Origin of the sequence: Streptomyces sp. NPDC057623, assembly GCF_042800355.1 — a bacterium.
Classification (GTDB): Bacteria; Actinomycetota; Actinomycetes; order Streptomycetales; family Streptomycetaceae; genus Streptomyces.
The window spans coordinates 107,054-133,560 of the sequence record NZ_JBHVGZ010000009.1 but is presented as its reverse complement, the minus strand read 5'-3'; the positions used below and the strand labels follow the sequence as shown (position 1 = coordinate 133,560).

Annotated in this window: 1 protein-coding gene (cut by a window edge); it reads right to left on the bottom strand. The window is 72.1% G+C overall.

Annotated features, from left to right (window positions below; all coding sequences use genetic code 11):
* Position 1: 1 nt before the first annotated feature.
* A protein-coding gene (locus ACFU95_RS12625; RefSeq protein WP_383825825.1) for a hypothetical protein crosses the window boundary here: on the bottom strand, positions 2-26,507 show its 3' end. It continues 29,975 nt past the right edge of the window; only the last 26,506 of its 56,481 coding nucleotides appear in the window; the start codon falls outside the window, past its right edge — the gene reads right to left on this strand; its stop codon occupies positions 2-4.

Below are 26,507 nucleotides of genomic sequence, written 5' to 3'. Positions count from 1 at the left end.
TTCATTCCTCGTCGGTATCGGTACGGCCGCCGGTCTCGGCAGCGCGTCGGTCATCGTTGATCAGCGTGAGAAACCTCTCCGCGCTGGCCTCTGCGGTCTCCGCTCCGTCCGACTGGTGGCCCACTATGTCGGACTCGTTCTCGGGTGCCGACTCCGGGGTCGGCGCTGGCGGAACAGAAGGTTCCGGTCGGTGGCTGTCCGACCCGGGACCACCGTTGACGCGGGTGAGAAACGCCTCGACGTGGGAGTCAACCGGGCGCTCCGCGTGGGAGGTCGGATGGGAAACCGGGTCGCCGGTGTCCGACTCCTGGGGCTCCGGTTCGGCGACGAGGATCTCCCGCAGGGCGGGGGAGTCCTCCAGGTCGGTGGGGAGCATGAGGTACAGGCCGCCGGGGGCGTCGACGAGCAGGTTCCCGTGCGGGCCGGACAGGACGAGCTCGACGTCCGCCTTGTAGTAGCGGAACTGACGGGTGGAGGCCGTGTTGCGCTCCAGGATCTCCTCGGACTCCCCGGCCTGCTCCCCGGAGCCGTTGCTCTCGAAGCGCAGGGGCAGCGAGTCCCGCACCGAGCGGCCGTCGACCTCACCGCCGACGGCCGGGCCGATGCCGGCGAACCACGCACCGGCCGCGCCGCTGACGTGCTCCTCGGTGTCCCGGCCCTGGTTGAAGTGGCGCGAGAGGATCTTCACTTCGGACCCGGGCAGCGCGGTGGCGCGGGTGATCCGCATGCCCACCGTCACCTTCTCGCCGCCGACCAGCACTTCGTACTGGTGCCGCAGCAACTGCTCCAGGCTGAGCCGCATGTGCACCTCGTTGGTGAGGTGGTCGTACAGCATGCCGAAGAGCGTCCTGCCGTCCGGCCGCCAGGACTCCGGCGCCGTCGGCTGGGGACGCGAAGTGGTCGGGGCAGCGGGCAGCACGGCCCAGCGGTTCACGGCCGCGGCGGCGGGGAGCGCCCAGGGATGCCCGTGCTCGGCCATCAGGTCCACCAGTGCGTCGTTCGACGGCCGTTCCTCCACCTCCCACCGCGCGACGGTGTTCCGGGAAGCCTCCGCGGTCGGCTGTGGTGCCCGGCCCGGCCGGACGGTGTGCTGGGGGATGACGACCCGTACCCAGCCGTCCACGGTGCCTTCCTCGGGCCGTCGCGGGAACCGGGCGACGAAGGACGGGTGCTGCTGGAGGCGTCCCGCCGCGTACCGGCGATGGCCCAGCAGGCTCGAAGTGGCGAGCGTGACGCTGTGGTAGGCGCGCACGGGTGCGGCGAGGATCTCGGGCATCTCCTTGCTGATGGCCATCTCGATGTCGAACCGCTGGCGCAGCTGGAACTCGACCGACGGGTTGCTGGTCTGGCCCCAGTAGACGCCCACGCCCTGGGCGTGCTGCTCGTGTGCCGTGCTCGCCTCGCGGGACCAGCCGCCCGCGAGCTGGAGTCCGCCGGTGGTCGAGGTGCCGACCCTGCCGTGCAGTTCGGCGTGGGCCTCGACCTCGGTCGAGCGGGACGTGCTGGTCGTGTCCTCGGTGATCGCCTTGCCGCGCAGCATCATCGTCATCTCGGGCCGGTCGTGCTGTGACATCGGCTCCAGGGTCACGGCGGTGACGTTGGTCCACAGGTAGCGGGTGGCGCCGAAGGCCGACGGAATCGGCCACCACCGCTTGACCCCGGTGGTGTTGAGCAGGGTGAACTGGTCGAGCAGGGCCGCGGGCGAATAGGAAGCCTCGATTTCGCTCAGCAGCTGGCTCGGCAGGTGGCCGACGCCGTCGGGACCGGACCGCAGCAGGCGCTGCTCGGTCAGCCACCGCTTCATCGTGTCCAGGACACCGTCGGACCTGAGGACCTCCGGGTGGGTCCCTCCGGCCAGCAGGGCCGGGTCGAAGTGGTCGGTCGGCGGGTGCGGTTCGACGTGGTCCACGCCGTCCGGTACCGGCAGGCCCAGGTCGAAGATCAGGCGCTCGGGGACCACGAAGTCCAGGCCGTGCCTGACCTCCAGGGTCAGCTCGTCGCTGGTCGTGCCGGAGGTGCCGCGGGTCACGGCGTCGGTCAGATGGCGCCCCCGCCACCGGTCGAGGGTGATCTGGAACACCGCGTCGGCCCGGTAGCTGTGCTTGGGCCCGCCGTATGTGCCGCGCGTGATGCCTACCGGCCCGACGGCGGTGCTGTCGCCGGTCTCCCAGCCCCACTGGAACCCGCCGCCGAGGGTGCCGCCGAACTGGGCGGTCAAAGCATCGTGCTGCTGGGCCGAGGACCCTTCCCCGCCGGCCGGGGCCGACTCCTCGTCCTCACCCGCACCGTGGCCGAGGTGCAGCACCGGACCCAGCCGGCCCGCCAGGCCCAGGGCGCGGGTGCGGTCGTCGGCGTGCTCGTACTTGGCGGAGGCGTTGCTGTTCTGCCACAGCTTGAAGTCGGAGCCGTCGTGGGCCCGCACATGGTGCGGGTCGACGGCGAGGATCCGCAGCCGCAGAGCCTGGTGCCACCCGTCGGGGCCGTCGGGCAGCTCCATCAGCCGTCCCTGGGCACTGGCCAACGACGGGAAACGCGCCACCAGTTCATTCGGGGAGAACAGCGCCCTGATCTGCGCGGGCCAGTTCGCCGGGTCCGCCAGCCAGGTGTCCGGATGGCCGTTGGCCTTCCGGTACATCTCCGCCGCCGCCCGCACCACCTCGGGCGGAGCCATGACCGACCGGAACACGGCGGTGGCGCCCTGGCCGACGAAGTCCACCCGCCGCTCCGCGTCAGGCAGCGCGTCGAGCGGCCGTGTCTCGTAGGCCTCGCGCAGCACGTCCCGCGAGATCCTCTCCACCGGCACATGCAGGTGCGGCACGGCCACCTGGGCCACCACCTGGTCCGGCTTGTCGATCCACCACTTCTGCTCCGGGTGACCGTCCGTGCGTACGGACAGCTCGTAGACGACGTTGTAGACGTGCTCGTCGACCTTGCCGCTCATGTCCGCGCGCTGGCCGGACGCCGCCCCGCCGGAGAACGCGTGCTTGGTCCCGCCCCCGATCCCGCCGGTCACCCCCGCCTGCCCGAGCTGCAGTCGCACCTCCTCGGTCAGCGCGACCCGGCCGCGCGCGCCGAGGAAGCCCCGCACGCTCCAGCTGTTCTTCCGCTCTCCCGTGACGGTGGCACCTTGATTGGTGCGGACGTTGAGCGACATCGGTCGCGCCTCGTCACCGGTGACGCCGCCGACGCGCTCCAGCAGCCGGGCCGCCATCGACACGTGGTACGTCCGGCCGCCCAGCCGCACCGAGTGCTCGATGCCCGACATCAGCTGCGCCAGGTCGGTCTCCAGGGACGCCCGCCCGAACGAGGTGAGCAGGTCCGCGTCCGCGCCCGCCCAGTTCACCCGGGGGCGGCGCAGTTTGACGAAGGGCGGCTCGAACGTCAGCTTCGGCCGGCGACCGGTCAGCTGCTGGTGGGTCAGCTCGATGACGGCCCGGATCTGGTCGTGGACCAGTTCGGCGCCGGGCAGCCCGAACAGGATGCCGAAGCCCGGCCCCTTGCGCGCCGCCAGAGCCAGCGGCTCGCGCTCGTGCGGCTCGGCCAGCTCCGCGTCCAGCCGCTCCGGGCGCCGGAACGCCGCCTCCGGCAGGCCTACCCCCAGCTCGGCGGCCTCGGAGAGCAGCGCTCGCACATACGGGTGGGCCTCCAACGGGCCGTCCGGCGTCGGCACAGGCTGCCGCAGCAGCGTGGCGTCCGGACCGAGCACGCGCTGCTCGAAGTCGGCGGCCTCATGGCTGGGGACGGCGAGTTCGGCCGGCACGGTCAACGTGACCGGCTCGATGCGGTGGGTGGTGGATCGCACCTCGATGGTGACGTTCAGCGAGGCGCGGTAGCGCGCGTGGTCCTCGGAGGTCTGGACGATGGTGTGGGTGTCGGTCGCCAGGGCCAGACCGTGACCGGTGCCCCGGTTGATCTCGCCGGTGAGCGAGAAGAACTCCGCCGGCCCCGCGGTGATCCGCCCGCCCAGCGAGAAGGCGGTGCGCGCGCCCTGCTTCCGGTGCTCGACCAGGGTGTTCGCGGCGTCCTCGCGTACCGGGACCTTGCTCGTGTCGCCCAGATACCGCAGGCCCTCGACCGTCGCGTGGATCGCCACATGCCCCTTGAAGGAACTGCCGATGCCCATCGAGCCGGACACCCGCCCCGTCACCAGCCCGTTGGTCAGCAGGTTCTTGCTCTGGTTGATGGCCGACCGCTCGTTCAACTGGGTGAGTGTCTGGTCCATCAGGGCTCGTACGACATCGGCCGACAGCCCCGCCGAGTGCAGCCGGCGCTCGAACTCGGCGGCCGACGGAATCAGATCGATCGCGTTGATGATGGTCCGGGCCCGCTGGTAACCGGCATCCGAGGCATCGCCGTCGCGCGGTGAGTCGTGGGGGACGTGCCGCAGAGCGCCGGGCGCGGTCAGCGACTTGGGGAGCTGCACGGTGAGGCGGGCAGGCGTGACCAGGTCGTGGTGCCGCTCCTCGCCGTCGACGAAGACCCGCAGCTTCAGGCCCGCGCCGAAGGGCGTGCTCTGCTGCATGAACACCTTCCGGTCGAAGGCCACCGTGCGGTTGGTCTGCGTCTCGCCGGTACGGTGCGCCTCCAGGGTGAGGACCGGCGCCGGTGTGACCGACGACGCGACCTTCGCGCCCGTGGAGATCGCCGTCAGCACGGACGTCCCGCCGCCCCAGCCCTGCTCCCACGCCGACTTGTGCGTGGTGGCCTGCTTGTTCCAGTTGAGGACGTACTGTTCGACGGCGGGTGTGGTCGCCGGCAACGGCTCGACATCGCGCAGCACCGGCCGCAGCCACACCACCCGACCGCCCGCGGTGAGACGCAGCCCGCGTTGGAGGGCCGCCTCCCAGAAGTCCCGCCGCCGCTCCTTGGCCTTGGCCTTGTCCGCCGCTGACGTGGCTGTGGTGTGCCCGCCTGCCGACAGCGCCTCGGGTACGGTCCCGTCCCTGAGCAGGGTGCGCAGGCCCTCGCGGATGCCGGTCGCCAGCTCGGCACTGTCGCCGTCGCTGCGCACCGCGTAGGCGATGTTGTTGGCCCACTGCCGGATCAGCGCCTCGTCCCAGGGGTCGACGGCGACGACGTTCAGCTCACCGTGCGCGTCCATGTCGTCCTGGCCCATGTACCAGGGGGCTTCGGCGTGCGGGGGCTGCGATTGTGGCTCGGGAGGGCCCGTGGGGGTGTCCGGCTGCTGCTCGTGCGGCTCCTCGTGCGGCTCTCCGGTGTCGGTGTCGGTGTCGGCCGCTGTTCGGGACTGCTCGTTCCCGGGTGATTCCACGGCGCTCTCGGACGCCTCGGATGCCTCGGAGCCGCCCTGGGGCTGCTCGGTCTCGTCCGCCCGTGGCGATGAGACCTCCGGCTCGCCGACGGCCTCGGTCTGCGTGCCGTCCGCGCTGAAGAAGTACGTCGCCCCGGTACGCCCGTTCCTGATGAAAAACTGCCGGAGAGGGTCTGTGGGCGCCCCGTTCTCGTCGCCCGCCCAGCCCACGGTGAGGTGCTCCGAGCCCTCGGGCACGTCCGCCCACTCGAACTCGAGCCCCCCGCGCGGGCCGTGGGTGACCACCAACCGCCGTCCCGCCAGCTCCTCGGTGGCCTCGTGCAAGTAGACCTCGTGCGAGACCACTTCGCCCTCGCGCCCGAACACGGTCTCCAGCCCCGTGGCCTCGTGGACCACCGGGCGCAGACCGTCCGGCTGGGCGGGCAGCACCGTGAATCCGTGCACGGAACGCCCGGCAGCGTCTGTGACGGGCCCGGCCTCGTCCAGGGCGTGCCCGGCGGCCGTCCACAGCGCCTCATGGACCGAGGCCCGCAGCTCGGTGAGCTCCTCCAGGTCCGCCGACGGGTCGAGTCCGGCACGCCGCAGGAAGTCCGTGGCATCGTCGGCGATCAACGACGTCAGCAGCGGGGGCATCTCACCGCGCGTGCCGGTCTCGCCGGTCTGCCGCGCCTTGGGCAGCGTCTCGTCGAAGATCCGGGCCAGCTCGGGGTCGTACTCCAGGCCGATGGTGCCCAAATGGTTCTGTGGCTCCACCCGGGGCGGACGCTTCGCGAACAGCCCCTCGTTCAGCCGGCCCAGCAACGTCCGCCAGGGCGCCTCACGGTGCGCGCGGACCGGTACCAGGACCCCGTCCGTGCCGAAGCGGAACGCCTCGTCGGTCACCCGGTCGGTGAGGACGTAGGCGTCCGAAGTCGTCTCCAGGCCGTGGGACGCCACGACCCACGGGTCGTCGGCGACGAGTTCGGCGACCCAGCCCGAGGGCGCGGTCTCGGAGACAGGAACCCGGAGCCTGCGGATCAGCGCGCCTTCCAGGTGACCGGGCAGCCCCGCGCCGGTCAGCGGCACCTCGACATCGCGGGGTACGCCGGTTCCGTCGAAACGCCACCCCAGGTCGTCGCCGGGAGTGCTGACCCACACCTCGGTCAGCGTCCCCGCCGCGTCGCGGACCTCGCCCAGCTCGTACTGGTCGGCCCCTGCTACGGACAGCTCGGGACCGTCCTCACCGGCGGCGAACCGCAGGAAGTCCTCCGTTCCGGCCAACCGCACGTCCAGCGCCTGCGGCGTCCGGTCCGCCCCGAACTGCCAGCGCTTGTCCCCCGCCGCGTCGGACACGGTGTACCCGCCGTCCGTGCGCGACGTCACCGTCCAGCCCGGCACCGCTGGCCCGTCCGCGTCCACGACCTGCGGGAGCGGCGGCAGGCCCAGCAGCTCGTACCGGGCGACCGCTTCCGGCGACGGCTCCTGCAGCCGGAACCGCGGAGTCGCGTGCGACTCTTCGGGGATGGTCGTCAGTCCCGGCCGCCACCGCGCCCCGCGCTCCCTGCCGCGGCCTACCGTCCGCTCGGGCTCCTCCTCCGGTTCCTCAGGCTCCCGGGTGACGTCGCGGGGCTCGGGCTGCTGGTCCTGTTGGTCCTGCTCGTCCTGCACGGCCTGTCGAGCAGACGGCTCCGCCGGGGCGTCGGCCGGCGGTGTCTCCACCGCGTACAGCGGTTCCTTCCCGCGGCCGGTGACCGTGTCGCCGGACGACTGGGCGGTCCGGGGCAGTACCTGACGGACCAGTACGCCCCGGTCGTTGAAGTGCCACTCGGCTGTGGTGCCTTCGGACGGGCCCGTCAGTGGGACGGTGACCGTGAGGCGGTCCGGGAAGCGGGCGAGACGTCCGCCCTCGACCCAGGTGCCCTCGACGTCCAGGAGCTCCAGCGGACCGTCGATGCCCACCGGCTCCCGCATCCGCACCACGTGGTCGAGGCCCGGCAGCTCGAGCTCGCGGTACTCGAAGCGGTTGGCCGAGTCCAGGTACAGGTTGCCCTCGGCGCCCCGGACGACGAACCCGCCGTTCTCCCGCGGCAGCACCGTCCGGTCCGGCACGACCTCACCGGCGGCGTCCACCAACTCCAGGCGCGATGTCGCCGGGGACGTCCCGGTCGCCGGAGTGTCGGTCCGGCGCATCCGGTATCCGGCCAGCGGCGCGATGCCATGCAGGGGCTCCTTCACCACCCGCACCACCGGATCGGCGGCAGGTCGAGGCGACTGCCCCGCAGGTTCCTCGGACCCTTCGGACCCTTCGAACTCCTCCGGCACCGTCGACAGCGACGTCCGGGTGTCGTCGGCAGCCGGCACGCGCAGGCCCAGTCGGGCCAGTCCCTCCTGGTCGACCAGCACGAGGATGGGCTCGTCCGGCTCGGTGGTGCGCGGCGTCTGCCACTCCGCGAGGGCGGGACGGCTCCGCGCAGGAATCTTCTTCTCGCGGTAGGCGGGCGTGACCGTCCACTTCGGAGTCAGCCGCACCAGGTAGTGAGGGCCGGCTTCGGCTTCCTCCGCCGGCTTCGGAACCTCGCGGGTCGTGTCCGCCGCCACGGACTTCGGTTCGCCGTACGTCAGCCAGGTGCTGTACGGATCGCCGAGCAGCGTGAAGGGCCGGTTGGCCGCGGTCTCGTCCGCGATCTGGATCGCGGGGTGCCGGAAGTCGGCGATCCACTCCGGGCCCAGCTCACCCGCGCTCGTATAGGTCGTCCCCGCCTTCGAGGTGTCGGTGGCGGCCCTCGTCAGGGAGCCGCGCTGGATCACCCGGACGACCTCCCGATCCACCACGTCGGCCTTGACCGTCACCTGTGCCAGGGCGTCCCCGGCGACGTCGATCACATGGCCCTGCTCGGAGAGCGCCTGCGGCAGCCTCGACCGCAGCAGTTCGGAACCGGTCTGCGACAGGAGCTTGAAGCCCGCGCTCGGACGCAGTACCGGCCGCCCGTCCCGGCCCTCGAAGGCCAGGCCGTTCAGCATCTCGTGGAGCTTCGGCGCGCCGAAGGGGCGGACCAGCGTCTTCGTGGGCAGGCCCACCGGCAGTCCGGCGTCCTGCTGCCACCGCGACAGCGAACCCTTGACCGGCGCCCCGGTCGACGGACCCGCCTCGTCCGCCGGGAGCACCTCCTGCGCGGGCACGGTGGAGCGGGCCGCGCCGGGCAGCGTGAACTGCTCGGTCCACGAGCCGTCGTAGGAACGGCCGCCGGGCTTGGGCATCCAGTGCGGCAGATGCTTGCTGTAGGTGCCCGGACTCGCGTGCGGATGCACCTCCATCGTGACCCGCAGATCGTGGAGGAACTGCACACTCACCCCGGACTCGGAGCCGGCCAGCGAGTCGGCGTGCTCGTTCGACACCTCGTCCTTCGTGGTCCAGGAGTGGGCACCGCCGACTCCGGCCATGAAAATCGCTCCCGGCAGGCCCGTCGCGCCCAGATTGGCGACGAGGTACGCGCCCCACAGAGCGGCCCAGCCGGACTGCGTCGTGTCGGCCGCGCGATCGGTCGTGTCCAGGCCGCCGCGCGAGATGTGGCGGGAGCGCGTGGCGTGGTACGTCCCCTCGCCCAGCTGCGCCTTCAGCACCACCAGCTGTTCCACCTTGCCGAAGGCCGTGTCGCCCTCCAGGAACACCGGCCGCCCGCCGTTCAGCATCTGCTCGACCGCCGTACCGGAGGCGGCCCCCGACAGCACCGGGCCCAGCACGTCCTGCACCAGCCGCTCGTTGATCCGCTCGAACCTCGTCGGCCGCCCGTTCGCCACGGACCACTCGTCCAGCCGACGCGCGATCTGCTGGACCAGCTCACCGCCTGCCTCCAGCCGGTACAGATCGACGCTGCCGCTGCCCTGGCCCACGTTGGAGGGCGCCCGCACCGCCGGCACGTCCGGCGTCGGTGACTCCTGAGCCGGGGACTCCACCACCGGGGATTCCGCCGCCGGGGACTTGGCCGCAGGTGTGTCCGGATCCTGCCGTGTTTCGGTGTCCACGTCGGCCTCGGCCACCGTCGCGCGGTAGCGCTCCGCGTCGAGCTCCGCCAGCTTGGCGATGTCCGCCTCGGTCAGTTCGCCGACTCGGTGGATATCACCGGCCGGCACCCACACGGTGACCGCCTCGGGCACCCGCACCCAGGACGCCCGTTCCTCGGCCGGGTCCCGATGGAGCCGCTTCGCAAGGTCCTGCCAGGCCACGTCCTTGGAGGTGCGCGCCTGGTAGGTCGCGTCGAAGCTCACCAGGTAGCCGCGCTCGACCCACTCGTCGGTGGACACGTCCTTCGCGGTTCGCCCGGCGGACGCGCCCTGCGTCTTGACATAGCTCAGCGAGCCGCCGACGTCGCCGCCGACATAGATGTTCGCGTTGGGGGTCGGCGTCAGGATGCCGCCGCCGAGCTTGCCCTTGACGGCCCACCCCTGCTGGGCGTCCGTCGCCCGCTCGACCTGCCCGTGTCGCGTGCCGCCGAAGCGGTGCGCCTCGTCGACCGCCACGATCCGCGGGTCACCGAGCCGGGCCGACAGGCCCACGCGCGCGAACAGTTCGCGGTTGCCCGCGAGTCCCGCCCGGTTGTGGCTCTTCAGGGGGACGGTGTCCGCGAGTCCCACCGCCCGCTCGAAACCGGCCATCCTGGCCGTCGGACCGGTGAAGCTCTCCAGGACGTCCAGCGCGGCGTTGCGCTCGCTGATCTCGTCCGGGTTCCGCTCCAGCCAGTTCTTGCCCTGGTGCTGGTCGAACTCGGCCGGGGCGCTGCCCGTCAGCGGCCGGCGGTAGAACTCCCGCCAGCTCGTTCCGGGCGGGGCGGCCAGCATCTCGGCCATTTTGCTCTGCAGCATCGGCACGGGCTTCAGCGAGTCCAGCCGGTAGTCGGCGGGCAGGTGTCCCGCGCGCTGGTCCGGCTCCGGCGCGTTCCCCGCCTGCCACACCGGGGCGGACGCCTCGGCCGTGTCCCGCGACGGCTCCACCAGCGGCACCGCGGCACGCTCGGGCACCGCCACCTCGACCCGGCCGTGAATCCTGGGGGACCCGTCGCCCGAGGTGTCCCGCCACCGCTCTACCTCGCCCGGCGTCGACCAGCGGCCACCCACCCGGACCTCGAAGTCGACCGGGAAGTCGAAGCGGTGGACGCCCGTGCCGCCGCCCAGCGACCGCTCGGACCCCAGCTTCTGCAACACCTTGTGGGTGTAGACCTGGTTGGACTTGTACGCCAGCCCGGTGCCGGCGTACTCGATCTCGTCGCCGTCGACGATGTACCCGGCTGCCGCCACGCCGAAGGAGCTGTCCCGGCGCCTGGTGAACGAGGTGCTCTGGGAGAGGCTCGCGGAGGTGGAACCGGTCAGCTTCACGTCCGCCGCCCGGCCGGGCAGGTACCGGCCGTCCGCGGGGCGCAGCACACCGCGGACGAACACATCCGGGGCACCGCTGAACCAGGCGCTCAAGGGGAAGCGCACCCCGTCCCCGCCGTTCGCCAGCTCCCGCGCGTGCTCCCGCAGGAAGGCGCGCAGCCTCGTCCTCGTCCTGTCCAGCCGGGTGGCGTCCAGCAGGCCCTCCGCGTGGAGACGGTGCAGCACCCGGCCGGCGATGTCCTCCACCGTCTCGTCCGCGAGCCGGTACACGGAGTCCAGCCGGTCCGCCACCGTGAACCGGTTCACTCCCGCCGGCTCCTCGACGGCAGTCGGCGGCGCGGCGGACTCCTCCGTCTCGGCGGGGGCATCCGTGGGCACCGTGTCCTGGGCGCCGTCCGCCGGCGCAGCCGCGTCGCGCTCGCGCGTCCACAGCGTCGCCACACCGCCGTCGACCCGCTGCGCCCGGCCGTCCGGGCCGCCCACCCGGACGACGAGGGTGAACTCCGCCCGGCGCTTGTGGATCGCCCCGCTGTACTTCTCGGCTTCGGTGCGCTCGCGCTTGTCGGTGACGTCGGTGGTGTTCTTGGTCAGTCCGTAGCCCAGGACGACCGGTCCCACCGTGCCGGTCGCGTGGGTCGTGTTGCCCACGCCCACCGTGACGCCGGCACCCCAGCGCTGGGTCACGCCCTGCCCCGAGGTGTTCTCCTCGCTGATCTCGTGGGTGCGGGTGACGGTGCCCTCCGCGTCCGGGAGGTCCTGTACGACGACGTCCTTGGCGATGGCCAGCATCACCTGGGTCCGCCCCCAACGGCCCTTGAACGGGAAGGACTTGCGGACCGGCTCACCGCCGAACAGTTCCGTCGCGTGCTCGGGCAGCCGGTCCAGCCAGGTGCGCAGGTCGCGCGCCACGGGGTCGTTCACGTCGAACTCACGGCCCAGCGCCTTCTCCACCTCGCGGACGACAGCGGAGTCGACGCTCGTGAACTCGGCGTGCACCACTTCCTCGGTGCGCAGCCGCTCGGTGCCCTGCGGACCGTCGCTCCGTGCGTCGGTGTCCTCGGCCGGCTTGGGCCAGGTGAGCCGCACCGGTACGTGGACGATGTCCTCCCGGACCCTGGCCTTGCTCCAGGGCCACCGGCCGGGCTTGCGCACCGAGACGCGGTACGTCACGTCGTGCCTGGCCCGCGTGACCGGGACCCCGGTCTCGACGACATTCGTCTTCATGCTGCGCTTCGTCGTCGCGGACTGCTTCGAGTCCCGTGCGTTGAAGATCCCCGCGATCTTCGCGTAGACCTGCACCCACGGCAGGGGGACGCGGCCCGCCGCCGGTTCGAGGGACGGCGGCTGGCGGGTGGCCGACGAACTGTGGTCCTCCACCACCTGGGTCCGGTCGAAGGTGAAGTCGTCGGTGCCGTCCGTCACGCCGTGCGGTGTGCCGAGGCCCACGGCCTCCACGACCACCTGTGGCCCACCCTTCGCCCGGCCACTGAAGTCGACGATGTGACCGCCGTCCAGGGCGCGGTGGAAGTTCGCCTTGAGCTGCTCGTCCGAGAAGGCGTTGTCGATCAGCGCGTACGTGCCGCGCTCGGCGGCGGCGAGTCCCACCATCCGGACGACGGCGGTGCGCACGTCGGAGCCGTCGATGTCGCCGGTCACCTTCGGCTGCTCGGCCCGCGCCCGGCGCGTCAGCTCGGCGGGGTCGAGCGGGTGGTCGCTCCTGCCGAGCACGTCCGCCAGGTCGGCCTTGGCGAACAGGTCGGTCAGCGTCTGCCGGGCGCCCTCGGCGGCAGCCTGTGGCGCGGGCGCCCGCGTCGGCCGTGGCGCGGTCTCGTTCGCGTCGGCCTGATGCGCGGTTTCGGTCGTCGGCTGCGCGGCGGCCTCGAACCCGGCGGCTTCCCGCATCATCTGCCCGAACACCTGCGTGAGCGGCGACCCTGACGCCTCGTCGTCCCGCGGCATCTCCGCCGGCAGGGACTCCCGCGCGTCCGCGTCGAAGAAGCGGGTGATCCCCGTCATCACATCGGTGAGGGAGAACCCGCCCTGCAACCGCTCGGCCCGTTCGCCCTCCAGCGGGGCGACCAGGAACGAACCGGTGAGGTGAGGCGGCGTGATCAGTTCCGGCCGCCGCCGCGCCATGTCCGCAGCGTGCGGCAGCCGTACCAGCAGCCCGTCCGGCAGTCCCTCGGACACGCCGGTCAGCGGCAGCTCGCGGCGGCCGTCGGCGCCGGCGGTCGCCGGGTCCCCGGCCTCCTGACGCTCCGCGGTGACGGACTGCCCCTCGGGGGCCTCGCTCGTCTCGGCCCGCACCGACGGGCCGTCCTCGGCCTCCAGCCGCTCGTGCCGCCGGGCGTCCGCGCCAGCCGTCTCGTCCCGGTCAGCCGTCTCCTCCGCGTCAGCCGTCTCGTTCCGGTCAGCCGTCTCCTCCGGGCCAGCTGTCTCGTCCGGGTTCGCTGTCTCGTCCGGGTCAGCGGTCTCCTCCGGTGCCTGCCTCTGAGCGGTGTACACGTCGGCGGTCGCCGATGCCGCGTCAGGCTCGGCGGTCGGTGCCTCCAGGGGCGTTACGTCGGAGGCCTCCAGGTCCGCGAGCCCGCTCGCCGTCCCGTCCGGGCTCGCCGTCTCGACCGGCGTCTGCCACGCGGCCGCGAGTTGACGGTAGGTGACCCGTTGGCCGGGCGTCTTCAGTCGGCCCATCAGGTCGAGGAGCCGCAGCCGCGCGCCCTGCTCCACCGGGGCGTCCCCGGCCGTGCCGTTCAGCCGCCGCAGCAGCATGTCCAGGTGGTTCCCGGTGACGGGTCGGTCCCCGCCGAGCCTCGGGGCGCGGTGGGTGAGGTCCATGGCCCGGCGCACATTCGTCAGGCGCTCGACGGTCAGGTGCTCCGGCCCCCCGTACACCTCGCTCGCCAGCAGGCCGAGCCGCCACAGATCCAGGCCACCGTCCGCGCCGACGCGCCGGGCGAGCGGCCGGAGGTCGCCGCGCTGCCGCACCGGCACGCCCGCCAGCCGCTGCAGCGCCTGCCTCAGCGCCGCCGCGTGGACCAGACCCGTGCCCGGGTTCTCCGGGTCCAGGACCGGGAAGTCCGGCAACTCCTCGGTGACATGGATGACTTCGTGGTGGTCGCCGACGACCTCACGGGAAGTGATCCTCAGCCTGGCCCCGGGGAGCAGCAGCACCTCCTCCTCTCCCACGATCGAGGCGAAGGCCGAGATGTCCCGGCCCCAGTTCCCGGTGAGCTGGGCCTTGACCAGCACAGGGTGGGTCATCGGCAGGCGGATCGGCCGGTCGACGAACTGCATGGCCATGCCCTCGTACCGGCTGAAGCTGGAGAACGCCTTGGAGGAGACCTCCGAGCCGCCGAAGGTGGGCGAGATGAACCGGCCGACACCGGAGTGGAGATCGCCGAGAGAACGCGTGCCGCGCGAGACCTCGCCGAACGCGGGCGGCAGCAGTGACAGGGCGTCCAGCAGCATCGCCGCGTGCGCCGTCATCTCCCTCTCGATGACGGGCAGCAGCGAGTCCGCGGCGGCCCGCAGCCGGGCCTTGTACTGCGTCAGAGCGTCCGGCGTCATGGTCGCGGGGCGGGTCGCGCCGACCTCGCGAATGACCGGGTTCTCGCTCAGCACCGGCGGCAGCGCGACCGGGACCCGGTTGCCGAGATGGTCGTCGATGGCCCGGCGGATCTGGGTGCGCAGCGCCACGCGGGTGCCGCCGGACTTGAACGAGAGCAGCACGTTCATCAGCGCGAAGGCGGAACCGGTATAGGTGTTCAGCACGGCGAAGTGGGCGGGGCTCAGCCGCTCCAGCACCTGACGCGCCGTCATTCCGTGGTCGCGCAGCCAGCGCTCGGCCCCGGGCTCCAGCTCCGCATCGTCGCTCAGCGGCCGTCCGACAAGGTCCCGGAAGGCCCTCCGGCGTTCCGCGGCCTCGTGCAGCCCCTGCTCGCCGGGTTCGCTGTAGCCGCCGTCCGCGACCGGGGTGTTGATCCTCGACCAGTACGCGGACTCGTGCGGCAGCATGCCGTCCCGGCCCACCCGGCCGCGCAGCTCCGCCATGCTCACCCCGGGGACGGACCGGTACATCCGCGTCGCGTCGTCCAGCCGGTTCCCGGCCAGCGACGGCACCACGTCCGCGGTCTGCAGACCCGCGAGGACCTCGTACAGCGAGTGGTCCCGCGCGGGAAGCACCCAGCCCAACAGAGCCAGCGCCAGACCGTCGGCCTGCGCCTGCTCCACGTTGAGCAGCTTGAAGGCGTTCCCCACCTGCGCCGCCGTCGCCGAGACACCCGTACTCCGCGGAATTCCCCGTGCGTCCACCGTGTGCGCCCGGTCCGAGACCGCGCTCAGGGGCAGCTCCGGACCCATTTCGCCGGGGGCCGGGTCGCCCGCCCGCGGATCCTCGATGAGCGCGGGCTCCGCGAGGATCCGGGTGACGCCGGTGACCGCACGGCCCACGGTGTTCCGCCACATGCTGCGGTGCACCTCGATTCCGAGCACGCCGGCGGCGTCGCGCAGCTCGTCCAGCACGGGCTCACCCTGCTCGTCGAAGGTGAGCTCATGGAGCGGGATCCGCTCGGTACGGAAGCCCATCACCTCCAGAGCGGCCCGATCCGTCGTCAGGAACGCCGCCCCGCGCTCACTCGGCGAGGCTCCGGAGCCGACGTACTTGGCCGCCTCCCGACGCCACGACGGCGACTGCGCCACCACGGTGCCGACGGCGAAGAAGTCCCGCTCGAAGGCCGCCGCCCGGCCCGGCGCCACCCGGCTCAACAGCGCATGCACCTGTGACCGCAGACCGCCCCGCAGGAACGCCGCCTGGGCACGTACCGCGGGTGTGTCCAGGCCCAGCTCCGCCGCCTTCGCCCAGTCCCCGTCGTCCGCGATCCTGAGCAGCAGCGACTTCAGCGTCAGCGGCGACTCGCTCAGGAACGCCGCGTTGACGAACGCCGTCATCAGCTCGCGCACACTGCCGCGCTCCAGCAGTTGCTGCAGCCGCGACAGCCGCGACCCCGCGGCATCCTGGCCCGCCGCCGAGGCGTCGTCGGTGAAGAACGCCTTCGCGGTCTGCTCCGGGTCGACGTCCGCGTCCGCCCCGCGCAGCACGTCGAACAGCCGGGACACGCTCTGCCGCGCGGTCTCGACCGCCAACGGGTGGTGGGAGGCGAACGAACCCAGACGCGCCTCGAACTCCCGCGCCCGTTCGGCGTACGCCTCGTCCGCGTACAGCGTCCGCAGCATGCGGGCCGTGCCGTCCGGACTCAGCCGCGGCAGCTCGGCACCGGCCGTCTCCGACTCGGTGGGGCCGTCCGGCAGCGTCTCCCACAGGCCGTCATCCCCTCCCTGCCCGGCACGCGACCGTGCGTCGTCGGTGACGGACCACATGTCGTCCCCGGCCTGCGAGGCTTCGTCCCCGAGCGGCCCCGCGTCGAGGTCGGTCAGCGAGGACTCGGATCCGTCCAGCCCCCGTTCGGACCCGCCCACCTCCGCTTCGGAGCCGTTCCGCCAGGTGAGGGAGCCGATGCTGGAGAGGGAACTGACCGAGGCAGCCGGACTGCCCGGCTCCCGTTCCACCTGGTCCTGAGCGGCGGAGTCCACGTGCTCCGTCCGGCTCTCCGCGGGTCGGAGATCCTGGCCCGGCGCTTGCGAACCCTCGGCCTCGGCGGGCTGTTCGAGCGGCGCCTGCGAGATCCCTTGCGGCGACGGGTCGTCGACGGAGGCCGGCGGGTCCGGCACCTCGCCCGCACCCCGCGAGGGCGCCGCATCGCGCGGCGTCCGCCACGCCTGCGCGAGCTGCGCGTACGTCACCGGCCGGCCCGGTGTCTTGAGGGCGGCGACCAGGTCCATCAGCCGCAGCCGCGCGGCCGGGTCGACCACGTTGTACGGCCCGACGCGGTCCAGGCGACGCACCAGGGCGTTGAGATTCCCGAGGGAGACCGGCCACTCGGAACCGAGCTTCAGGACCCGGCGTGCCAGGTCCACGGCGCGGCGCACGGTCGTGAGCCGCTCGACGGTCAGGTGCTCGGGACCGCCGTACACGTCGCCCGCCACATCGGCCAACTGCCAGAGGTTCAGCCCGCCGTTCACGCCCACCCGCCTCGCGAGCGGCCTGAGATCGGCGCGCTTCACCACCGGGCGGGAGCCGGAGAGCCGCTGGAGTGCGCCGCGCAGTGCGGCGGCGCGGGTCCGTGCCTCGGCCGGGCTCAGGGTGTCCGCGGTGGGGAACTCCGGCAGGGCCTCCTTGGCGACGATCAGCTCGTAGGCGCCGCTCTCGCCCTTGGCGATCGTGCGGCGGGTGATCTTCATCCGGGCCCCGGGCAGCAGCAGGATCTCCCGCTCGGCCGGCTTCGCCGAGAAGGCCGTGATGTCCCGGCTGTAGGCCCCGCTGAGTTCGGCACCGACCAGTACGGGATGGGTCATGGGCAGGCGGGCCTGGAAGTCCATGAACACCTGGGCCTGATCGCGACCCCGGGCGAAGCTGGAGAACGCCGCGAAGGACAGCTCCGATCCGGCGAAGGTGGGGGAGACGAAGCGTCCGATCCCCGAGGTGAGGTCGCCCACGGAACGGGTGCCGCGCCAGGCCATGCCGAAGGCCGGCGGCAGCTGCGCGAGAGCGTCCACCAGCATCGCGTTGTGAACCGACAGTTCCTTCTCGATACCGGGCAGCAGCGGCTCGACGGCGGCGTGGAGCTGCTTCTTGAGCCGAGCCAGCTGCTTGGGCGTCATGGAGGTGCGGTCGGCGGCCAGCAGTCCGCTGACGCCGGGGTCGCCCACCAGCACGCCCGGCACGACCACGCGGTTGTCGTCGAGGTGCTTGTCGAGCAGACGCTGGACCAGGACGCGCAGCGCCGACCGGGTGCCCGCGGACTTGAACATGAGCAGCACGTTCATCAGCCGGAAGGCCGGGCCGGTGTAGGCCATCAGGGCGGCGAAGTGACCCAGGCTGAGCCTCTCCAACACCTGTTGCGGTGTGGTGTCGTTGTCCCGCAGCCACAACTGCACGTGGGGGTTCTGCCAGTCGTCCGGGCGCGGGTCGGCGAGGTTCTTGAAGTCGTTCCGCCGCCGTACGGCCTCTTGCAGCAGCGTCCGCTGTTGCTCCTTGTCCACGAACGACATGCGGCCCTCGCGCAAACCGCCGTGCTCGTGCGGGGTGTTGAGCTTGTACCAGTAGGCGGCCTCGTGCGGCAGCATGCCGTCCTCGCCGACCTGCTCCCGCACCTCGGCAAGCCGCAGCCCCGGAACCGACCGGTACATCCGGGTCGCGTCGTCCAGCGGATTCGCCGCCAGCGACGGCACCACGTCCGCCGTCTTCAGGCCCGCCAGGACCTCGTACAGCGAGTGGTCCTCGGCCGGCAGCAGCCATCCCACCAGCGACAGGGCGAGTCCGTCCTTGTCCCCACCGGGCACGTTAAGCAACTTGAACGCGTTGCCCGTCTTCGCCGCCCGCGCCGACACACCGACCCCGAGCGGAATGCCACGCTCTTCGCGCATCTCCCGCTTCGACGACGCCGACTGCGCCACGTCGCTGTCCGAGGCGAAGAAGCCCCTCTCGAAGTCCTTCGCCTTCCCCGGCGTCACCGCGTCCAGCACGTTACTGATCCGGGTGCGCAGCCCGCCGCGCAGGAACGCCGTCTGTTCCCGCAGCGCCTTTTCGTCCAGGCCCAGCCGCCTGGCTTCCGCCCAGTCCCGGCGCTCCGCGATGTCCAGCAGCGACGACCGGAGCGTCAACGGGGAGTCGCTGAGCCATGCCGCGTTGTGGAACGCGGTCATCAACTCCTGTACGGTGCCCCGCTCCAGCAGAGAGCGCAGACCGTTCGGCGTCACCTCGCCCTTGAAGAAGACCCGCTCGATCTCCTCCCGGCCACGGTCCGGATGTGCCTGGGACAGCACGTCGAACAGACGCGACACACTCTCCCGAGCCGACGCCACCGCACGCGGATGACCGGCCGCGTACGACCCCAGTCGCGCCTCGAACTCCTGCGCGTGCTCGGCGTACTCCGGAACCGCGTACAGCGCTCGCAACGTCCGGTCCCCGGCCACGGCGACCGGCTCCACCAGATCCACCGCATCACCGTCGACCACGGTGAAACCACCGGGTACGGCCTCGGTGACCGGTTCCGCGGCGGGCGCCGCCTCCTGCGTGGCGTCCTGGGCCGGCGCCGCCTCGGACGGTCCGACCGCCGCTTCGGAGGGCTCGACCGGCGTCTCGGACGGTCCGACCGGCGTCTCGGACGGTCCGACCGCCATTTCGGAAGGCTCGACCGGCGTCTCGGAAGGCTCGACCGCCGTTTCGGAAGGCTCGACCGCCGTTTCGGAAGGCTCGGCTACGGCCTCGGCAGGCGATTCGACAGGCGCCTGCGAAGGACCGTGCGGCGACGTGTCGTCGAGGGAGGCCGGCTGGTCGTCGAGGGAGGTCGGCGCGTCCGACACCTGGCCCGGCGCGTCCGACACCTCGCCCGCGACGTGCGCGGGCTCGTGGGCGGCCGAGGTCGTCGTCTGCCACGCCTCCGAGAGACGGGTGTACGTCACCCGCCGCCCCGGCGTCTTGAGCTCCGCGACCAGATCCAGCAGCCGCAGCCGTGCGATCTCCTCGACCGGGGTGTCGTCCGCGGCACGGTCCAGGCGACGCACGACCGCGTCCAGATCCTCCACGAACACCGGCTCGCCGGAGCGCAGTCCGAGCGCCCTGCGGGTCAGGTCCGCGGCCCGCCGCGAGGTCGCCAGCCGCTCGACGGTCAGCTGCTCGGCACCGCCGTACACGTCGCTCGCCAGCCCGGCGAGGCGCCAGACGTCCAGCCCGTTCGCCGCGCCGATCCGCGCGGCGAGCGGCTTGAGGTCGGCGCGCTTCAGCACGGGCCCGGTGCCGGACAGCCGCCGCAGGACGTCCCTCAGCGCTGCTCCCTCGGCCTGTGCCGGGAACTCGGGCAGCTCCTCGACGGCCTCGATCAGCTCGTACCGTCCGTCGACGCTCTCGTCGACGAGCCGAGAGGTGATCTTCATCCGGGCCCCGGGCAGGAGCAGGACCTCCCGCTCGTCCGGGTCGTCGGCGAAGGCGGAGATGTCCCGGCCCCGGTTCCCGGTGAGCTCGGTGCGGAGCAGCACAGGATGGGTCATCGGGAAGGCGGTCTGCAGCCCCATGAACCACTGCGCCGTGAACTCGTTCCGGCTGAAGCTGGAGAACGCCTTGAAGGAGACCTCCGAGCCGCCGAAGCCGGGCGAGATGAACCGCCCGATGCCCGAGGTGAGGTCGCCCACCGAACGCGTACCGCGCCACACCTCGCCGACCGCGGGCGGCAGCAGCGACAGGGCGTCCAGCAGCATCGCGGTGTGGACCGCCATCTCCCGCTGGATGTCGGGCAGCAGTCGTTCCACGGCCGCTTGAAGCGGCTCCCTCAGCCGCCACTTGAGCTGACTGCGTTCGTCGTTGCTCATGTCCCGGTGCTCGTTCAGGGCGGGAAGCAGCTCACGGATGGCCGGGGCGTCCCGCAGCACCGGCGGGAGGACATCGCTGGGGTCGTCGAGGTAGCGGTCGAGCAGCCGCATGGTCTGGATGCCCAGCGCCAGGCGGGTGCCACCGGACCTGAACGTGAGCAGCACGTTCATCAGCGGGTGCGCATGGCCCGTGTAGGCCATGATCGCGACGAAATGGCTCGGGCTCAGCCGTTCCAGAACCTGACGGGCCGTCATACGATTCTCGCGAAGCCAGCGTTCGGCCGGCAGCTGCTCCGGCTCCTCCGACTCGCTGTCGCTGTCCAGCGGCTCGTCGACCAGGCGCAGGAAGGCCTGGCGGCGTTCCCCGGCGAGCCGCAGGGATCCATCGCCGGGCTCGCGGAAGCCTCCGTTCTCGACCGGGTTGACAGCCTTGGCCCAGTAGACGGCCTCGTGGGGCAGCATGCCGTCCTCGGCGACCAGCTCCCGCAGTTCGGCCAGGGACAGCCCCGGAACGGCCCGGTACATCCGCGCCGCGTCGTCCAGCGGGTTGGTGGCCAGCGACGGCACCAGGTCCGCCGTCTTCAGGCCCGCCAGGACCTCGTACAGCGAGTGGTCCTCGGCCGGCAGCATCCACGCCACCAGCGACAGGGCGAGCCCGTCCGCGTCCCCGCCGGGCACGTTGAGCAGCTTGAAGGCGTTGCCCATCTTCGCCGCGTGCGCCGAAACCCCGGCCACGAGCGGCATGCCGCGCTCGTCGTGCATCTCCCGGTACAGCGAGGAGCCCTGCCTCAGCACCCAGTTCACCCGGCCGGAGACCACCGCCAGCGGCAGCTCCGGACCCTCCTCACCGTCACGCAGGTCACCCGCACGCGGATCCTCCACGGTCGCCGGCTCCGCCACGATCCGGGTGACGCCGGTGACCGTCCGGCCCTCGGTGCCCTCAGGAGCGCTGTAGTGCACCTCGACACCCAGCACGCCGGGAGCGGCGCGCAGCCCGTCCAGCACGGGCGCGCCCTGCGCGTCGAAGACGACGTCCGTCGGCGGCACCTGCTCGGTGCGGAAGCCCAGCACCTGCAGCGCCACCCGACTCTCCGGCGCGGCCAGGAACGCCGTCTCCCGCTCGCTCAGCGGAACTCCCGCGCGCACCAGGTCACGCGGCGTCCTGGCGACCTGCGGGGCCAGCCGCTCCCCTTCCGGGCGCCAACGCCGGGCCCCGCCCAGGTACTTGCGTGCTTCCCGCTTCCAGGACGCCGACTGCGCCACCACGTTGCCGACGGCGAAGAAGTCCTTCTCGAAGGCCTTGACCTTCCCCGGCGCCAGCACGTTCAGCACCCCGTTGATCCGGGTGCGCAGCCCGCCGCGCAGGAACGCCGCCTGCTCCCGCAACGCCTCCACGTTCAGGCCCAGCTGCTCCGCCCGGGCCCAGTCCCGGTCCTTGGCGATGTCCAGCAGCAGCGACCTGAGCGTCAGCGGGGAGTCGTTGTACCAGGCCGCGTTGTAGAACGCGGTCAGCAACTCGCGTACGTTCCCGTCCTCCAGCAGCACCCGCAGACCGGCCGACCCGGCCCGCTCGCCGACCTGCCCCGCCGAGGTCACCTCGTCCTTGAAGAAGACCTGCTCGATCTCCGCGCGGCCACGGCCGGGATGTGCCTGGGACAGCACGTCGAACAGACGCGACACACTCTCCCGAGCCGATGCCACCGCACGCGGATGAGTGAACACGTACGACCCCAGGCGCGCCTCGAACTCCTGTGCCTTCGCGGCGTACTCCGGGTTCGCGTACAGCGCCCGCAGCGACCGGTCCCCGCCCAGGGCGACCGGCTCCACCAGATCCACCGTGTCACCGTGGACGACGGTCAGAACGTTCGGGGCGGTCTCCTCGGGGAGCGGCGCGGTCCGCTCCGGCAGCGGCGCCGGCTCGGACGATTCGGCAGGCGCCCGGGAGGATTCGGCCGGGTCGGCGGCAGACGGCTCGATCGGCGCGGGGGAGGACCCGTGCTCGGACGAGTCGTCGAGGGAGGCCGGCGGGTCCGTCACCTCGCCCGGAACCCGCGCGGGCCCGTGGGAGGCCGGGGCGGTCGTCTGCCACACCTCGGCGAGCTGGGGGTACGTCACCCGCTGTCCCGGCGTCTTCAGCGCCGCGAGCAGGCTCAGCAGTCGTAGTGTGGCGACCGCCTGGACCGGGGTGTCGTCCGTGGCACCGTCCAGGCGGCGCACCAGGGACTCCAGCTGCTCGACGGCCACCGGACGGTCCGAACCGGGGCTCAGCACCCGGCGGGCCATGTCCGCCGCCCGGCGTACGGTCGCGAGCCGCTCGACGGTGAGGTGTTCCGGACCGCCGTGGACCTCGGCCGCCAGCCCGGCGAGGTGCCAGACCTGCAAGGTGTTCCGTGCGCCGATCCGGGTGACGAGCGGCTTGAGATCGGCGCGCCTGATCACGGGCCCGGTGCCGGACAGCCGCTGAAGGACGTCCCTCAGGGCCATGGCCTGGGCCTGCGCGGCCGGGTTCTCCGGGGCGAGGACGGGGAAGTCCGGCAGCTTTTCGACGGCCTCGATCAGCTCGTACGCCTTGGACCCGCTGCCCACCACCTGGCGGGAGCCGATCTTCATCCCGGCCCCGGGCAGCAGCAGCACCTCTCCCTCGCGCGCCGACTCCGCGAAGGCCGAGATGTCCCGGCCCCAGTTCCCGGTGAGCTCGGCACGGACCAGCACGCGGTGGGTCATCGGCAGGCGTGCCGGCATGTCCAGGAACGAATCCGCCACGCCCTTGAAGCGGCTGAAGCTGGAGAACCCCTTGAGGGAGAGCTCCGAGCCTCCGAAGCCGGGCGAGATGAACCGCCCGATGCCCGAGGTGAGGTCGCCCACCGAACGCGTACCGCGCCAGACCACGCCCCGCGCGGGCGGCAGCAGCGACAGGGCGTCCATCACCATCGCCGAGTGGGCCGTCATCTCCCTCTCGATGGCGGGCAGCTGCTGCTCCACGGCGGCGTTGAACCGCTCCTTGAACTGGGCCAGCTCCTTGCGGGTCATGCTCCCGTGCCGGGTTTCGAGCAGCTCCGGGATGCCCGGGAAGGAGCCCAGCACGGGTGGCAGGTTCCTCAGGTCCGGCCGGCCGAGGTACTTGGCGACCATGCGCTTGATCTGGACGCGCAACGCGAGGCGGCTGCCCGCGGACTCGAACGTGAGCAGTACGTTCATCAGCGGGTAGGCCATGCCCGTGTAGGCCATGAGGGCGGCGAAGTGGGCCGGGCTCAGCCGGTCCAGCACCTGCCGCGCCGTCATGCCGTTCTCCATCAGCCACTGGCGGGCCTGTGCTTCGCCGGACGACTCGGCCGGCGATCGGTCGGCCACGGCCTGGAACGCGTTCCGGCGATGCTCGGCCAGCCGCAGCCGGTAGGTGTCAGGCACGGCGAAGCCGCCGTTCTCGGCCCGGGTGACGACCTTCGACCAGTAGGCGGCCTCGTGGGGCAGCATGCCGTCCTCGCCCGCCTGCTCCCGCAGTTCGGAGAGGCGCGTCCCGGGAACCGACCGGTACATCGCCGCCGCGTCGTCCAGCGGGTTCCCGGCCAGCGACGGCACCACGTCCGCCGTCCGCAGACCGGCGAGCACCTCGTACAGCGAGTGGTCCCGCGTCGTCAACAGCCAGCCGACCAGGGCCAGCGCCAGACCGTCCGGGTCCGCCTCCGGCACGTCGAGCAGCCTGAACGCGTTCCCGATCCGCGCCGCCGTCACCGAGACACCCGCGGCCAGCGGCATGCCTCGCTCGTCGTGCAGCTCCCGGAACCGGGTGGAGCCGGGTTCGATCGCCCTTCCGTCCAGAGCCGACAGCGCACGCTGCGGCAACTCCGGCCCCTGGTCGCGCAGCGTCCGCACGTCCAGACCCAGCCGCTCCGCCCGAGTCCAGTCACCGGAGTCGGCGATGCCACGCAACAGGGACGTCAACGCCCGCGGCGAGTCGTTGAGCACCGCGGCGTTGAAGAACGCCGCCATCAACTCCGGTACGCCACCGTGCTCCAGCAGTTCCCGGAGGTCGGGCACCTGGGTGTCGTCCGTGGCGAAGACCTTGGCGATCTCCTCCTGACTGCCGTCCTGGTGGGCGCGCGTGAGCACAGTGAGCAGATGGTCCACGCTCTGCCGTGCCGCGGCCAGCGCGCGGGGGTGGCCGGATGCCAGCGTCGCCAGCCGCGCTTCGAACTGCTGCGCCTGCTGGAAGTACTCCGGCTGCGCGTACAACGCACGCGGGGAGCCGCCGACGGCCGCCGCACCCGAGACCGGCGGCAGCAGATCCGTCCCGTCCTCGTCGACCCCGGCGTCCAGGTCCGGCTGGAGATAGGCGTCCGGAACCAGACCGAATTCGTCCGGTTCGCCCTGCGACACCACCTCGTCCTGGGTGTGCCAGGACCCGACGTCGCTCACTCCCGCCTGGGAGTCGTTGTCCCAGGACCGGGTCCCGTCCGATTCCACTTCGGGCGCGGCGTCGGGGACCTCGGTGCCGTCGGTGAGCCGCCAACTGTCCTCATCCACCGATGCGATGTCGCCGTCGGCCGACTCGTCCGCGTTCTGGGCGGCCTGGTTCTCCGCGTCGCCGCTCGTCCGCCATGCGGCCGAGAGATCGGTGTACGTGACCCGTCGGCCCGGCGTCTTGAGCGCGGTCATCAGGTCGAGCAGGCGCAACGCCGCACCCGGCGCGACCGGGGCATCCTCCGCGGCACTGTTCAGGCGGCGCGTCAGAGCGTGCAGGTGCTCGACCGTGACCGGCTCGGACGAGCCGAGCTTCAGCGCTCTGCGGGCGAGATCCGCCGTACGGCGTACGGTCGTCAGGCGCTCGACGGTCAGGTGCTCGACGCCCCCGTACACCTCGCCCGCGAGACCGGCGAGATACCAGGTCTGCAGGGCGTCGCCCGCGCCGATCCTCGTGGCGAGCGGCCTGAGATCACCGCGCTTGCGGACCGGTGCGCCGGACAACCTCCGCAGGCCGTCCTTCAACTCCGCGACCTGCGCCTGCGCCGCGATCGGGTTCTCCAGGGCGGGGAGCGGGAGCTCCGGCAACTCCTCGACTGCCTCGATCAGTTCGTAACCGAGGGCGTCCGAGTCCTCCGCAGCGTTCGGGTCCTCGACGACACGACGAGAGGTGATCTTCATGCGGGCCCCGGGGAGCAGCAGGATCTCCTGCTCGATCGGGTTGGCCGAGAAGACCGAGATGTCCCGGCCCCGGTTGCCGGTGAGCCGGACGTGCATCAGCACCGGGTGGGTCATCGGCAGGCGGAGCGGGATCCCCAGGAACATCCGCCCCATGTCCTCGTCCCGGCTGAAGCTGGCGAACGAGCCGAAGGAGACGTCCGAGCCACCGAAACCGGGCGAGATGTACCGGCCGATCCCCGAGTTCAGGTCGCCCACGGAACGCGTACCACGCCACGCCTCACCGATGGCCGGCGGCAACTGCGACAGAGCGTCCAGCACCATCGCGGTGTGGACCGCCATCTCCTTCTCGATGACGGGCAGCACCGCCTCGGCGGCGGCGTAGAGCTGCTTCCTGAGGCCCGCCTTCTGCTGCGCCGTGGCCTGGCGCGCGGTGGAGAGCAGCTCACGGATGGCCGGGACATGCCGTAGTGAGGGCGGCACGACCGGGAGTTCGGCCCCGTCCAGTGGTTTGTCGAGAATCCGCCTGACCTGGGTGCGCAGTGCAACCCGGGTGCCCGCCGACTTGAACGTGAGCAGCACGTTGATCAGCGGGAAGGCCGGACCGGTGTAGGTGATCAGGGCGACGAAGTGGGCCGGGCTCAGCCGGTCCAGCACCTGCTGCGCCGTCATGCCGTTGTCGTGCAGCCACTGCTCGATGTCCATCTCGATCAGGCTCACGCCGCGCGACGCGTCGGCCAGACGCTCGAAGGTCCTGCGGCGCCCCTCGGCATCGCGCACCGCGTATTCGCCCGGTTCCCGCAGGCGTTCGCCCTCGGCCGGGGTGGTCAGCCGGGACCAGTAGACGGACTCGTGAGGCAGCATGCCGTCCGTGCTCACCCTCTCGCGCAGGTCCGCGAGACCCACCCCGGGGATCGACCGGTACATCGCCGCCGCGTCGTCCAGCGGGTGCTCGGCCAGCGACGGCACCACGTCCGCCGTCCGCAGACCGGCGAGCACCTCGTGCAGCGAGTGCTCCTGGAGCGGGAGCAGCCAGCCCAGCACAGGCAGCGCCAGGCCCTCCGCGTCCGCTTCCGCGACGTTCAGCAGTTTGAGCGCGTTCCCGACCTTCGCCGCCGTCGCCGAAACACCCGCGCCGCGCAGGATGCCGCGCGAGTCCGCCTCGTGCCGCGTCTGGTCGAAGGCCGCGTCCAGCGGCAGTTGCGGACCTTCCTCACCCGGGGCCAGGTCGCCCGCGCGCGGGTTCTCGATGACCGCGGGTTCCTCGACGATCCTGGTGATGCCGGTGACCGTCCGGCCCGCGGTGCCCTCCGGAGCGCTGTGG